Raw genomic sequence first — 13905 nt, 5'->3', positions numbered from 1 at the left:
AGGCGACTATTCGGCCTCGTCCGCCACGTCCAGCCAACGTTCCTCGAGAGTTGCTTTCTCGGCGACCACGGCGCGAAGTTCGGCGTCCAGCGCCAGCAGCTTCCCGGCGTCGGTCGCGGCCGCCGCCAGCGCCTCGTGCAGCTCGGTCTCGCGCGTCGACAGCTTGTCCAGCTGCCGTTCGAGGCGTGCCAGTTCCTTCTGCGCGGCACGGCGCTCGGCGGCGCTGGACTTCGGCTTCTCGGCCGGCGCGGCCTTCGACGGCGGCGGCGCCACGATCGCCGCGTCCCGGCGCGCCAGGTACTCGTCGATGCCGCCGGGCAGGTCGGTGATCCGCCCGTCCCCGAGCAGCGCGACGACCGTGTCGCAGACGCGTTCGACCAGGTACCGGTCGTGCGAGACGACGACGAGCGTGCCCGGCCACGAGTCGAGCAGGTCCTCGAGTTGTTGCAGCGTGTCGATGTCGAGGTCGTTGGTCGGCTCGTCGAGCAGCAGCACGTTCGGTTCGGCCATGAGCAGCCGCGCGATCTGCAGCCGCCGCCGCTCGCCGCCGGACAGGTCGCCGACCGGCGTCCACTGGCGGGCGGCGGGGAACCCGAACCGCTCCGCGAGCTGCGACGCCGACATCTCCTGCTTGCCGAGCGTCACCCGCCGCGCGATCTCCTCGACCGCCTCCAGCACGCGCAGTTCGGCGGGCAGGTCGTGCAGCTCCTGCGACAGGTAGGCCATCCGCACGGTCTGGCCCTGGATCCGTTTGCCGGTCTCGGGTTCGGTCTCCCCGGCGAGCAGCCGCAGCAGCGTCGTCTTGCCGGACCCGTTGACGCCGACGAGCCCGATGCGGTCGCCGGGCCCGATGCGCCACGTCTGGCCCTCGACGAGGGTCTTGTCCCCCGCGCGGAGCGTGACGTCCTCCAGCTCCAGCACGGTGCGGCCGAGCCGCCGCTTGGCGAACGCGAGCAGCTCGACGGAGTCCCGGGGCGGCGGCACGTCGGAGATCAGGGCCTCGGCGGCCTCGATCCGGTACCGCGGCTTCGACGTCCGCGCGGGCGGCCCACGCCGCAGCCACGCGAGTTCCTTGCGGGCCAGGTTGCGCCGCTTCTCTTCGAGGGTCGCGGCGAGCCGGGCCCGTTCCGCGCGGGCGAAGACCCAGTCGGCGTACCCGCCCTCGTACTGCTCGACCCGACCGCCGACGACCTCCCAGGTGCGGGTGCAGACGGTGTCGAGGAACCACCGGTCGTGCGTGACGACGACGAGCGCGGTGCCGCGCGCGAGCAGGTGGTCGGCGAGCCAGTGCACCCCCTCGACGTCGAGGTGGTTGGTCGGTTCGTCGAGGATCAGCAGGTCGAGCTCCTGCACGAGCGCCGCGGCGAGCGCGACACGCCGCCGCTCGCCACCGGACATGTCGGCAACAGGCGAGTCGAGCCCGAACGCGGTGATGCCGAGACCACCGAGGATCGACCGGGCACGCGGGTCGGCAGCCCACTCGTGCTCGGCGGTGATGCCGAGCGGATCCAGCACGGCGTTGCGAACGGTGGACCCAGCGGGCAACTCGGTCCGCTGCGTGACGACGGCCTGGCGGAGGTTCCGCCCCCGGCTGACACGCCCCGAATCCGGCGGCTCGATCCCGGCGAGCACCTCGAGGAGGGTCGTCTTGCCACCCCCGTTGAGGCCGACCACCCCGATGCGGTCACCGGCACCCACGCCGAGGGAAACGCCGTCAAGCAACGGCCGCACACCGTAGCTCTTGGCGACCACCTCGAGATTGACCAGGTTGACCACGAGCGGCAACGTTACCGAGCCGGATCAGCCCCTCGAGATCCGGGCGTCGCCAGAGTGGGTCGCCTTTCATGGCACCACCACGCGGGAAGCCGAGCGCACCTCACCACTCAAGGACTGCTGCCTGCCATCCCGTCGACCTGGCGAAGCCCGATCACACCGTGTCAAGGGGGCCCGAAACCAAACCCAGCCCCGTGCCCAAAGCCGCCGGGCCCCCTTGACGCGGTGTGATAGCCCGTGGGAGGTCGACGGGATGGCAGGCACCACCACGGACACCAGTCCTTGCCAACCCAGCCCCGTGCCCAACCCGCCGCCATCCCGGAGACCAGCCCGTCCGGCGAGGACCCCCCGGAGGGAAGACCCCGCGCAAGGCACACCACCACGCCCGGGGCACACAAACCACCACAACGGCACTGACCTGCGAAAACGCCCCACCCAGTACGTACGGACAGCCCCCACCACTCCCGGGGGCACCCCGCTGTCCAGTCTACCGGTGACCACCGACAGAGGGACGGAAGTCGATCTTGGCTGTGGACAACGACCCCACCTGTGGACAACTGCTCAGGCATGCACCTGTGGCGGCGCGGAACGCGGCTCATCGTCGCCGCCGATCACGCGCGCGCCGGGCACCGGCCCGTGGACCACCCGAACCGTCCGGCACACCCCGGCCCCCGACAACTCGGCAGCCACCCGCAAGGCGTCGTCGGCATCGGCGCAGAGGAACGCGCACGTCGGCCCCGACCCCGACACCGTGCCCGCCAGCGCGCCCGCCGCCACCCCGGCCCGCAACGTCCGCCGCAACCCCGGTCGCAGCGACACCGCCGCCGCCTGCAGGTCGTTCCCGAGCAACAACGCCAGCTGCCGAGGATCCCCGGACGCGAGCGCCTCCAGCACCGGCTCGACCTCGCCGACGCGCGGCGGGTCACCCTCGGCGCGCAGCCGGTCCAGCTCCCCGTACACCTTCGGCGTCGCGAGGCCGCCGCGCGCGAACGCCAGCACCCAGTGAAACGTGTGCCGCGTCAGCACCGGCACGATCGACTCGCCGCGGCCGGTGCCCAGCGCGGTGCCGCCGTGCAGCATGAACGGCACGTCGCTGCCCAGGTTGGCGGCGATCCCGGCCAGCTCGTCGCGGCCGATCTCCAGTTTCCACAGGTTCGCGAGGCCCACGAGGGTCGCCGCCGCGTCGGCGCTGCCGCCCGCCATGCCGCCGGACACCGGGATGCCCTTGCGGATCATCACGCGGACCTTCAGCTCGTCGACGTCCCTGCCGACGTACCGCGCCAGCTCCTCCACGGCACGCCACGCGAGGTTCGCGCCGTTGGTCGGCACGGCGGCCGCGCCCTCGCCCTGGACCTCGACCCCGGGCTCGTCGGCGACGGCGACCGTCACCTCGTCGGTGAGCGACAGCGACTGGAAGACGGTCGTCAGTTCGTGGAAACCGTCCCTGCGCAGGTCGCCCACCGCGAGGTGCAGGTTCACCTTCGACGGGACCCGGACGGTCACCGGGCGGGGCACTACCGCAAGCACGCAGGCAAGCCTACGGCCCGCCCGGACCGGCCGTTACGCGGCCGACGCCGCCGCGACCGACGCCGCGACCGCCCGCGGTCCGGTGAGCGCGCGCTGCACGTGCGCACCGCGCTCGGCCAGCCAGCCGAGCGCCGCGTCGCCGCGGTCGCCGGTGATGCCGAGCCGGAAGCGTGCGACCGGCGTCTCACCGATCTTGGTCACGCCACCGCCCGCCACCGCGATGTCGATGCCGAACCGGCTCGCCGCCTCCGGCAGCAGCGCGCCGATCGACGCGAAGCCCACGAGCACCACGTCGGCGTCGCCGCGCGCGGTCGTCTCGATCGCGGGCAGCACCGAACGCGCCACTCGGCTGTCCGGGTCCTGCACGAGCTCGAGCAGCCTGCCCTGTTCGATGACGCGGCCGTCCTCGAGCACGGCGACGTCGTCGGCGATCTTGCGGACCACGTTCGCGTCCGGCGTGGTGACGAGGACGGTTGTGCCCAGCTCGCCGCGGGCGCGGTCCAGCACGGCCAGCACGCCGGCGGCGCCGGTGGCGTCCAGCCCGCCCGTCGGGTCGTCGGCCAGCACGACGGTCGGGTCGCCGACGAGCGCGCGCGCGATCGCGATCCGCTGCCGCTGACCTGCGGTGAGCTGGTCGGGGTAGGTGGCGGCCTTGTCGGTGAGGCCGATCAGGTCGAGCAGCTTGCCGACCTTCTCGCGGCGGCGCGGACCCTCCATGCCGACCTGCTCGAGCGGGAGCGCGATGTTGCCGGCGGCGGTGCGCTGCGGGAGGAGCGAGTCACCGGCAGGGACGAGGCCGATGCGGGCGCGGGCGGCGCGGAGGCTCCGCTGGTCGAGTGCCGCGGTGTTGAGCCCGTCGAGGCGGAACACGCCGCTGTCGGGCCGCTCGCGGAGCGCGAGCACGCGGGCGAGGGTGGACTTGCCGGACCCCGATGGCCCGACGACACCGGCGATGACGCCGGCGCGCACGTCCAGGTTGATGTCATCCAGCGCGACGACGGCGCCGGTCGTACTTCGGAACGACTTGGTCAGGTTCTCGACGGTGATCACGATGTGCTCCAGTCCAGGCGCGCGCGAACGACAGCTCGCGCGTGTGAGTGAGGGGCCCCGGTCGGCGGGGGCTCAGCGAAGTCGGATGGCTCGAATCAGCTTCAGAAGGTTGAGCGCATGCGACGACAGCCTGTGACCGTGCGACGACACTGGTCTATGACTCGCCTGGTGGTGAGGATCTGCACCGTTCTCACTCCTCCATCGCTCCTGGCGGTAGCACCTGCCCGCGACGGGTGGTTGCTGCGGCGTCACAGAGCCAGGTCTCTCGGCCGCTCGGGATGGAATACCGCTAAGTAGTACACCTGACATGCCCACCGGATTGCAACCCGCGGGACCCCTATTTGAGTCCCTATATCCGGCAGATCACATCCCTTACGGCCGGACCTTACGCGCGGCCTCGGCGATGGCGGAATAGTCGTCCACCGACAGTGTTTCGCCGCGCGATGCCGGCTCGACAGCCGCGCCAACCAGGATCTTCTCCGCCAGGTCGGCCGACCCGGCCCAGCCGGCGAGCGCCGCCCGCAACGTCTTGCGACGCTGCGCGAACGCGGCGTCGACGACGTCGAACACGGCGGCCCGGTCGCCTGCCGGCTGCTCGCGGCGGGTGAGGAGGACGAGCGCGGAGTCGACGTTGGGCACCGGCCAGAAGACGCTCCTCGGCACGGTCGCGACCCGGCGCGCCTCGGCGTACCACGCGATCTTGACGCTGGGCACGCCGTAGACCTTGGAGCCGGGTCCGGCGGCCATGCGGTCGGCGACCTCGGCCTGGACCATGACGAGCGCGCGGGTCATGGTCGGCAGCTCGGCCAGCAGGTGCAGGACGACCGGCACGGAGACGTTGTAGGGCAGGTTGGCGACGAGGGCCGTCGGGGCGTGCAGGTCGGCGGCGGTCGTCCTGAGCGCGTCGGCGTTGACGACGGTGAGCCGGTCCGCGACGTCCGGCGCGCGTTCGCCGACCGTCCGCGGGAGCCGGCCGGCGAGGACGGGGTCGATCTCGACGGCCACGACCCGGCGGACGGCGGGCAGCAGCGCGAGGGTGAGCGAGCCGAGCCCGGGCCCGACCTCGAGGACGGTGTCGTCGGCCCCGACCCCGGCGGCGGCGACGATGCGGCGGACCGTGTTGGGGTCGTGGACGAAGTTCTGCCCGAGCTTCTTCGTGGGGCGGACGTCCAGCTCCGCGGCCAGCCGCCGGATGTCGGCGGGGCCGAGGAGCGCACTCACGTCGGCCTCGGTCACCCGGCGAGCGTAGCCAGGCGGGGGCGGCCTCCGGCCCCCGGTGTCCAGTCTGCCAGAGGGGACCGACATGTCCGCGCGGCTCGGGAGCGGTTGTCCACAGGTCAGGGGGTTGTCCACAGCGGTCGTCGCGGGCGGACGTTCGTGTCGGTGCTCGCCACTACGCTGGATTCCGGGGGGCCGGAGGCCGCGCCCTTTCCGGCGGCGGGGCTTTGGGGCGCTGAAGCTCCGGTCGGGGAAGCTCCCGGGACGCGCGGTGGGGAAGGTTCTCTCCGGGCGAAGGTCCGGGCCGTGGGGCCTCCAATGGCGAGACTCCCGGAGGCGGCTCGCGAGACGTCCGAAGACGAGACTCGCCAAGGCGGGGCTCCCGACGGCGAGATTCCCAAGGGCGAGATTTCCGGCGGCGAGACGCTCAGAAGCGAGACTCCCAACGGGAGACCTCCAAGGGGAGACGCCCGACGGGCCGAGCCGCGAAGGGCGAACCTCCCGAAGCGAAGCCCGCGAAGGGCGGGCTCCCGCAGGTGAGGCTCCGAAGGGAGCACACCTGAAGCGGACTCCCACGGGCGAGACGCCCAAGCCGAAGCTCGCGAAGGGGCGCACTGCTGCAAGCGAGACTCTCCAAGGCGGGATCCCCGACCGCGAGACATCCAAGGCGAAGCCGCCGAGGGCGGACTCCCCGATGGGGAGACTCCCTATCGCGGGGCATCCGCCCACGAGACCCCCGAGGTCGAGACCCCAAGGTGAAGATCCCGAAGGGAGACGTCCGAAGGCGAGATTCCCACAGGGCCGCGCAGCGCAAGCGCGACTTCCATGGGCGAGATGCCCAAGGCGAGACTCCCGATGGGCGGACTCCCCAAAGCGAGAATCCCAAAGGCCGCGCAACGAACGCGCCTTCCAAGGGCGAGCTACCACGGCGAGACTCCCAAAGGCCGCGCGACTCCCTAGGGCGAGCCCACAAGGCGAGACTCCCCGACAACGAGACTCCCGAAGGCCGCACAACGGAAGCGCGACGCCCAACGACGAATCCCCGAGGCGAAGCTCTCGAAGGGCAGACTCCCGAAAGCGAAACTCCCAAAACCCGCACACTCGAAAGCAAGACTCCCGAAAGGCGCACCCCCGAAGGCAAGACTCCCGAGGGCCGGAACTCGAAACGCGCCAGAGCCTGTGGACAACCCCAGTCGGAGCGCCCGCCGCTGTCGGTGCTCGCCGTTACGCTGGATTCCGGGGGCCGGAGGCCGCCCACCCCCGAAACACAACCGTGGGCCGGCCCCAACGAGGAGCCGGCCCACGGCGGGAAACCGGGTTTACGTAGGCAGGCCGAGCTGAGCGGCGCAGTGCGGCCACGAGCCGTAGCCGCCGCGTTCGTCGCGGACCTTGGTCGCGATCGCGATCTGCTGCTCGCGGGTGGCCTGGTGCGGGTACGACGCGTACTGGCTGCCGCCGTAGGCGTCCCACGTCTGCTTGTCGAACTGGAGGCCGCCGTAGTAGCCGTTGCCGGTGTTGATGGCCCAGTTGCCGGTCGACTCGCACATCGCCAGCTGGTCCCACACGGCGCCGTCGGAGATGACCGGCTGCGGGGGCTGCTTGGTGCCGACCTTGACGATCTTCGGCTTCGGCTGCTTGGTGACCTTCGAGCCGATCTCCTCGCGGCCGACCTCTTTGCCGTTCTTGACGGTGATGCGGTAGGTCGCGATGCGCTCGCCCGCGACGCCCGGGTCGACGACGGTCTCGGTGCCCTCGAGGGCGTTGGGGTCCTCGACCTCCTTGACCGGCGGCTGGATCTTCTCGGTCTTGTTGACGACCGTGACGCCGTTGCGCGTGATGCGGACCTCGGCGCCGTCGGTGATCTTCAGGTCGGACGCCGGGGTGATGGTGTCGTCCGGACCGAGGGACAGCTTCAGGTCCTTGAGCAGCTCACCGGCGGTCACCGCGGTGGTCTGCATCGCCTTCGGGGCGTTGCCGCCGTCGAAGAGCGTGATGTTCTTCAGGGTCTTGATCTCGAGGGCCATCCCGTTGAGCGGGATCTCGTGGTCCTCGCCGTGGGAGAGCTTCGCGCCCTCGACCGACAGGTTCAGCTGCTGCAGCGCCTCGCCGACCGTGGTGGAGCGGACCCACAGGTCCCGCTTCTCACCGTCGATGGTCAGGTGGAGCTGGCGGCCACGCTGCAGGACGATCTTGCCGTCGTCGCCGATCGCGGCGGAGGGGGACGGGGAGAGGGCGTCGTGGGCACCGACCTGGATGCCCTCGTCCTCGAGCACCTCGCCGACGGTGTCGGCGTACGTGCTGACCTGGTGGGCCTCACCGTCGATGTCGACGGTGACGGACTTGTTCATCGCGATCGCCGCGGCGCCGCCGCCGATCAGCGAGACCAGGATGGACGCGATGGTGGCCTTGAGGACCGTCTTCTTCCAGCGCTTGATGCCGGTGACGACCTCGGGCGGGGCCTCGTCGGTCTCGGTCAGCGGCAGCGCGTACGCACGTCCACCGGACAGCTCGTCCGGGATGACGGGGAGGACGGTGGTCTCGGCGTTGATCAGCCGGATCAGCTCGTCGACGTCGACGTCGGCCGCCGCCATGAGCTCGTCGGCCTGCGGGCCGAGCGCGAGCCGGACGTCGTGGTCCGTGATCGCGAGGGTGCCGGAGTAGGCGTTCTCGTCCACGTCCGGCAGGTCGTGGAAGTCGGGGAACTCGGCGCGCCACTTGCGGAAGTCCGAGTCCTCGAGGTCGAGGACCGCGGTGCTCACGGCGGCGCCGGCGTCTACCGGGGTGAACCAGTCGGTGTCGGCGAAGCCGTTGCCGACCGGTCTGTTTCCGGAACCAGTCACTGGGTCGATACCTCCAGAAGGCCGTAGCCGAGCCCATCTACTGCGCGGCATACGCGCTTTCGTTTGTTACGACTTCCCGTGGCTGGCCACCGGTCCCCGACCTGCTCCGGCCTCACCGCGGGTGTCCCCTGGACCACCTCGTCCCGGGTACGGTCACGGGACAGTAACGGTGACGGGCAGGTTGCGCAAACACATCCAACAGTGTTGTGATCCTGGCCACTCCACGGATGGAGCAGCGCGCGTCGCCCGATCATCGCAGTCCTCACCCCTCGCGACCGCCGAGGTCACGAGGGGTAGTCGCCGGAAGATCGAACACACGTTCCGCGTTGGCGTTCACCTCGGCGGCCAGGTCGGCCGGATCGACCTTCCTGAGCTGCGCAAGGGCACGGAGCGTGTAGGCGGCGCAGTAGGGCTCGTTCGGCCTGCCGCGGAACGGGTGCGGCGTCAGGAAGGGCGCGTCGGTCTCCACGAGGATCTGGCAACTGGGAATGAGTGCGGCTGCGTCACGTTGGGCGTGGGCGTTGCGAAATGTCACCGTTCCGGCGAACGACAGCACGTACCCCTTGTCCGCGCACTTCCTGGCGAATTCCCCATCGCCGGAGAAGCAGTGGAACACGACCTTCTCGGGCGCGCCCTCCTCCTCCAGCACCTGGTAGATGTCCTCGTGGGCGTCCCGGTCGTGGATCATCAGCGGCTTGCCGACCCGCTTGGCGAGGTCGATGTGCCACCGGAACGCCTCCTGCTGGGCGGAGGGCGGCGAGTAGTCCCAGTAGTAGTCGAGACCGGTCTCCCCCACGGCCACCACGCGCGGCTGCCGGGCCAGCTCCTCGATGACCGCGCGGTCGGCGTCGGTGAACGACGCGGTGCGGGTCGGGTGTACCGCGACCGCCGCCCAGACCCGCTCGTCCCACGTGGCCGCCTCGGCGGCCCACCGGGCGGCCGCGAGGTCGTCGGCGACGGTCACGACCCGCGTGACCCCCGCGGCCTCGGCCCGGTCGACCATCTCGGCGACGTCAGCGGCGTCCTTGGCGCCACACGCGTCCAAGTGCGTGTGCGCGTCGACAATGGGAAAGGGGAGCGCCTCCGGAACCGGAGGACGCTCCCCGCGACGCTCAGTCAACGACCGGCGCCCAATCGGGACCGGTCTCGCCCAGCTTCGGGTCGAGCTTGGCGAACAGCGGCGACGGCTTCTCCAGGGGACGGCCGACCTCGATCGGCGTCGACCCCCACTTCGCCTGCTCACCGGCGTAGTCACCGGTCAGGATCGGGTTGATCTGACCCGGCCGGTCGAGGTCCTCGACGTCCTGCAGCTCGGGCTGCGCGGCCCATACACCCGTACCGCCGAGCGCCTCGTGGATCTTCTGCGCGGCGTGCGGCAGGAACGGCGTCAGCATCGTGTTGGCGTCCTGCACGACCTGCAGCGCGGTGTGCAGGATCGTGTCGCGCCGGGCCGGGTCGTCCTTCTTCTTCCACGGCTCCTGGTCGGAGATGTACTTGTTCGCCGCGCTGACCACGCGCATGGCCTCCGACGCGGCCTGCTTGAACCGCGACTGGCGCAGGTGGGCGCCGACGACGTCGAACGCGGCGCGCGACTGGGCCTTGAGCGCCTCGTCGTCGTCGGTCAGCGCGGTCGGGTTCGGGATGGCGCCGACGTTCTTGTGCGCCATCGAGATCGACCGGTTGACCAGGTTGCCCCACTCGTTGGCCAGCTCGAAGTTGGTGCGGCGGACGAACTCCTCCCACGTGAAGTCGACGTCCTGGGTCTCCGGGCCCGCCACCGAGATGAAGTAGCGCAGGCTGTCCGGCCCGAACTCGCGCAGGAAGTCGTGCACGTAGATGACCGTGCCGCGCGAGGTGGAGAACTTGGCGCCGCTCATCTTGAGGAACTCGCTCGACACGACCTCGGTGGGCAGGTTCAGCGTGCCGAACACGCCCGGCTCGCCGCCCTTGTCACCGGCGCCGTTCTGGCCGAGCAGCAGCGCGGGCCAGATCAGCGAGTGGAAGACGATGTTGTCCTTGCCCATGAAGTAGTAGCCCTGGGCGTCCGGGTTGGTCCAGAACTCCTGCCACGCGTCGTCGTTGCCGGAGCGGCGGGCCCACTCGACCGACGCCGACAGGTACCCGATGACCGCGTCGAACCACACGTAGAACCGCTTCATCGGCTTGTCCCGCCAGCCGTCGAGCGGGATCGGCACGCCCCAGTCGAGGTCGCGGGTGATCGCGCGCGGCTTGAGGTCCTCGAGGAGGTTCTGGCTGAACTTGAGCACGTTCGGCCGCCAGTCCTGCCTGCTGCCGAGGAAGGTCCCGAGCGCGCCCGCGAACGAGGGCAGGTCGAGGAACAGGTGCTCGGTCTCGACGAACTCCGGCACCTCGCCGTTGATCTTCGACCGGGGGTTCTTGAGGTCGGCGGGGTCGAGCTGGTTGCCGCAGTTGTCGCACTGGTCGCCGCGCGCCGACTCGTAACCGCAGATGGGGCAGGTGCCCTCGATGTAGCGGTCCGGCAGCGTGCGGCCCGTGGACGGGCTGATGGCGCCCAGCTGGGTCTTCGGGATGACGTACCCGTTCTTCCACAGCGCCGAGAACAGGTCCTGCACGACCTTGTAGTGGTTGCCGGTCGTGGTGCGGGTGAACAGGTCGTAGGACAGCCCGAGACCCTGCAGGTCGCCGCCGATCTGGCGGGCGTACTTGTCGACGGTCTCCTGCGGCGACGCGTTCTCCTTGTCCGCCTGGACCTGGATCGGCGTGCCGTGCTCGTCCGTGCCCGACACCATGAGCACCTTGTGCCCGGCCATGCGCATGTACCGGGAGAAGACGTCGGACGGGACTCCGAATCCGGACACATGACCGATGTGGCGGGGGCCGTTGGCGTAGGGCCAGGCCACCGCTGTCAGCACGGGGTTGCTCATGTCGGAATAGCCTACGGAGCAGCGTCTATCGGTTTCGAACGGGTTATGAGGAGGCACGCTTGTCCGCCACCCGGCTTCTGGTGCTCGGGGTCGTGCGCATGCACGGCAGCGCCCACGGGTACCAGGTGCGGCGCGAGCTGCTGACCTGGTCGGCGGACAAGTGGGCGAACGTCGCGCCCGGTTCGATCTACCACGCGCTGAAGAAGATGGAGACGGAGAAGCTCCTGGAGGTGGCGTCGAGCTACGCCCACCCGGGCGGCCCGGACCGCACCGCGTACCGCCTCACGCACGACGGCGAGACCGAGTTCCAGCTGCTGCTCGCGAAGTACCTGGCGGAGAGCGACGACTCGGCGCAGGGCGCGTACCGGCTCGCCGCGGCGGTGACGTTCCTGCCCGCGCTGCCGAGGGACAAGGCGCTGAGCCTGTTGCGCCACCGGCTCACGCAGCTCGGCGGACAGCGGGCGAGCGCCACCGACCTGCTCGAACACGGGACGGACTGGGGTCAGCCCGCGCACGTCAACGAGCTGTACCGGCTGTGGCTGGCGTCGATCGAGGCGCAGGAGAAGTGGCTGCGGGAGCTGGTGGACCGGCTCGCGGCCGGCCACTACGTGATGGCGGACGACGACGAGGTCGCGTTCGGCACGCCCGGCTGATCAAGTTTGACTAGAAGCGGCCGAAGGACCATGCTGTCCACGCTCTAGTCAAACTTGACTACGAAAGGACGGACATGATCGAAGCACGCGGTCTCGCGCGGACGTTCACGTCCCGAGGCCGTACCGTCGAGGCCGTACGAGGGGTCGACCTCGACGTCCATGCGGGTGAGCTGGTCGGGTTCCTCGGTCCGAACGGAGCGGGCAAGACCACCACGCTGCGCATGCTCACCACCCTCCTGCGCCCCACCGCGGGCACGGCGAAGGTCGGCGGCGTCGACCTGCTCGCCGACCCGGTCGGGGTGCGCAAGAAGATCGGTTACGTCGCCCAGGGCGGCGGCACCGCGCCCGAGTGCCGGGTCATCGAGGAAATCGAGATCCAGGGCCGGTTCTACGGGCTGTCCAGGGCGGACGCGGTCCGGCGGGGTGCGCAGCTGGCGGAGCAGCTGGACATCGCGGGGCTGGAGCAGCGGCTCGTGCGCACGCTGTCCGGCGGTCAGAAGCGGCGGCTGGACATCGCGCTGGGGCTCATCCACGGCCCCGAGCTGGTGTTCCTCGACGAGCCGACCACGGGTCTCGACCCGCAGAGCCGCGCGAACCTGTGGGAGCACATCCGGTCGCTGCGCGCCGAACACGGCGTGACGGTGTTCCTGACCACGCACTACCTCGAGGAAGCGGACTCGCTGTGCGACCGGATCCTCGTCATCGACCACGGGCAGATCGTCGCGGAGGGCACACCGGACGAGCTGAAGGCACGCGTGTCCGGCGACGGCGTGACGGTCGAGGTGCCCGCCGAGTCGGTCACGGTCGCCGCCGAGGTCGCGGGCCGGCTGCCCGGCGCCACCGACGTGACCACCGCGGAGAACACGGTGCGCTTCCGCGTCCCGCGCGGCGACACGGCGCTGCCGGAGCTGCTGCGCGCACTCGACGGCAAGGGCATCCCGATGACGTCGCTGCAGGTGCAGCGCCCGTCGCTGGACGACGTGTTCCTGACCATGACCGGCCGCACCCTGCGGGACGCCGAATCCGGGGAGGGCTCCGATGTTGCGTGACATCTGGCTGGTGTTCCGCAGGCACATGGCGATCTCGCTGCGCAACCCCGCGTGGGTGCTGATCGGGATCATGCAGCCGCTGCTGTACCTGCTGCTGTTCGGCCCGCTGATGGAGAAGATCGTGTCGTCGACACCGGGTTTCCCGCCCGGCGACAGCTGGCAGATCCTCGCGCCTGCGCTGCTCGTGCAGCTCGGGTTGTTCGGCAGCATGTTCGCGGGCTTCGCGCTGCTGGCCGACCTGCGCAACGGCGTCGTCGAACGGATGCGGGTGACCCCGGTGTCGCGGCTGGCGCTGCTGCTGGGCCGCGTCCTGCACGACACGGTGCAGCTGCTGGTACAGGCACTGTTGTTGCTGCTGGTCGCGTACCTGGTGTTCGGCATGCGCGCACCCGTCGCCGGGGTGCTGCTGTGCCTGATCATGGTGATGCTGCTGGCGGTGACCCTGTCGTCGGCGTCGTACGCGATGGCGCTGCTCGTACGCAGCGAGGAGGCGTTCCCGGCGCTGCTGACCACGATCTCGGTGCCGCTGCTGCTGTTGACGGGCATCCTGATCCCGATCACCACCGACCTGGCGCCGCGCTGGCTGTACGTACTGTCGCGGATCAACCCGTTCGCACACGTGATGGACGCCGAACGCGCGTCGTTCCGGGGCGACTTCTCGGTGGACGGGCTGTTGACGGGGAGCGTGGTGCTGTTCGTGATCACGGTGCTCGCCGTGTGGTGGGGCGCACGCACGTTCCAGAAGGAGAACGCGTAGCCGATCGGGTGGGTGCCCGCGACAGCACCCACCCGACCCGCGAAGCGGGCCCACCCGCCAAGCCGAGCGCAGCTCACCACCAAGGGACTGCCTGCCATCCCCCCGGACACCAGTCCTTGCCAACCCATCCCC

General features: G+C 70.5%; 10 protein-coding genes and 1 riboswitch. Of the genes, 3 read left to right on the top strand and 7 right to left on the bottom strand.

Going from position 1 to position 13905, the window contains the following annotated elements; all coding sequences use genetic code 11:
• Positions 1–6 precede the first annotated feature (6 nt).
• From ACYQ77_RS36995 to metG, 7 genes are all read right to left on the bottom strand, one after another.
• Positions 7–1776, bottom strand: coding sequence for an ABC-F family ATP-binding cassette domain-containing protein (locus ACYQ77_RS36995; RefSeq protein WP_459720270.1), 1770 nt, complete (start codon positions 1774–1776; stop codon positions 7–9).
• A 558-nt stretch (positions 1777–2334) separates the two neighbouring features.
• Positions 2335–3300, bottom strand: a complete 966-nt coding sequence (locus tag ACYQ77_RS36990; RefSeq protein ID WP_459720267.1) for a 4-(cytidine 5'-diphospho)-2-C-methyl-D-erythritol kinase — start codon at positions 3298–3300, stop codon at positions 2335–2337.
• A gap of 33 nt (positions 3301–3333) precedes the next feature.
• Entirely contained in the window at positions 3334–4350 is a 1017-nt protein-coding gene (locus ACYQ77_RS36985) for a methionine ABC transporter ATP-binding protein (RefSeq protein WP_459720264.1), read from the bottom strand.
• Positions 4351–4545: 195 nt separating this feature from the next.
• A riboswitch (SAM riboswitch) is annotated at positions 4546–4635 on the bottom strand.
• An 87-nt stretch (positions 4636–4722) separates the two neighbouring features.
• The gene (gene rsmA / locus ACYQ77_RS36980; protein ID WP_459720617.1) at positions 4723–5571 is read right to left on the bottom strand and encodes a 16S rRNA (adenine(1518)-N(6)/adenine(1519)-N(6))-dimethyltransferase RsmA; all 849 of its coding nucleotides are present in this window, start codon (positions 5569–5571) and stop codon (positions 4723–4725) included.
• Between the two features lie 1316 nt (positions 5572–6887).
• Positions 6888–8408 carry a transglycosylase family protein gene (locus tag ACYQ77_RS36975; protein WP_459720262.1) on the bottom strand — a complete coding sequence of 507 codons (1521 nt, stop codon included), beginning with the start codon at positions 8406–8408 and terminating at the stop codon, positions 6888–6890.
• Positions 8409–8670: 262 nt separating this feature from the next.
• A complete protein-coding gene (locus tag ACYQ77_RS36970; protein ID WP_459720259.1) occupies positions 8671–9528 on the bottom strand; it encodes a TatD family hydrolase in 858 nt (285 codons plus the stop codon).
• On the bottom strand, positions 9521–11314 hold the full coding sequence (gene metG / locus ACYQ77_RS36965) for a methionine--tRNA ligase (protein ID WP_459720256.1): 1794 nt from the start codon (positions 11312–11314) through the stop codon (positions 9521–9523). Before metG ends, ACYQ77_RS36970 begins: the two co-directional genes overlap by 8 nt.
• Before the next feature lie 59 nt (positions 11315–11373).
• Here metG and ACYQ77_RS36960 point away from each other — a divergent pair, with 59 nt between their 5' ends.
• The 3 genes from ACYQ77_RS36960 (at position 11374) to ACYQ77_RS36950 (ending at position 13773) form a co-directional block, all read left to right on the top strand.
• Positions 11374–11967, top strand: a complete 594-nt coding sequence (locus ACYQ77_RS36960; protein WP_459720254.1) for a PadR family transcriptional regulator — start codon at positions 11374–11376, stop codon at positions 11965–11967.
• A gap of 74 nt (positions 11968–12041) precedes the next feature.
• Positions 12042–13016 (top strand): ATP-binding cassette domain-containing protein, encoded by a 975-nt coding sequence (locus ACYQ77_RS36955; protein ID WP_459720251.1) that lies wholly within the window; start codon positions 12042–12044, stop codon positions 13014–13016.
• Entirely contained in the window at positions 13006–13773 is a 768-nt protein-coding gene (locus tag ACYQ77_RS36950) for an ABC transporter permease (RefSeq protein WP_459720248.1), read from the top strand. The genes ACYQ77_RS36955 and ACYQ77_RS36950 overlap by 11 nt, the downstream gene beginning before the upstream one ends.
• The last annotated feature ends 132 nt before the right edge of the window (positions 13774–13905 follow it).

Source organism: Actinophytocola sp. KF-1 (assembly GCF_054661535.1).
This window is presented reverse-complemented; position numbering and strand designations above follow the sequence as displayed.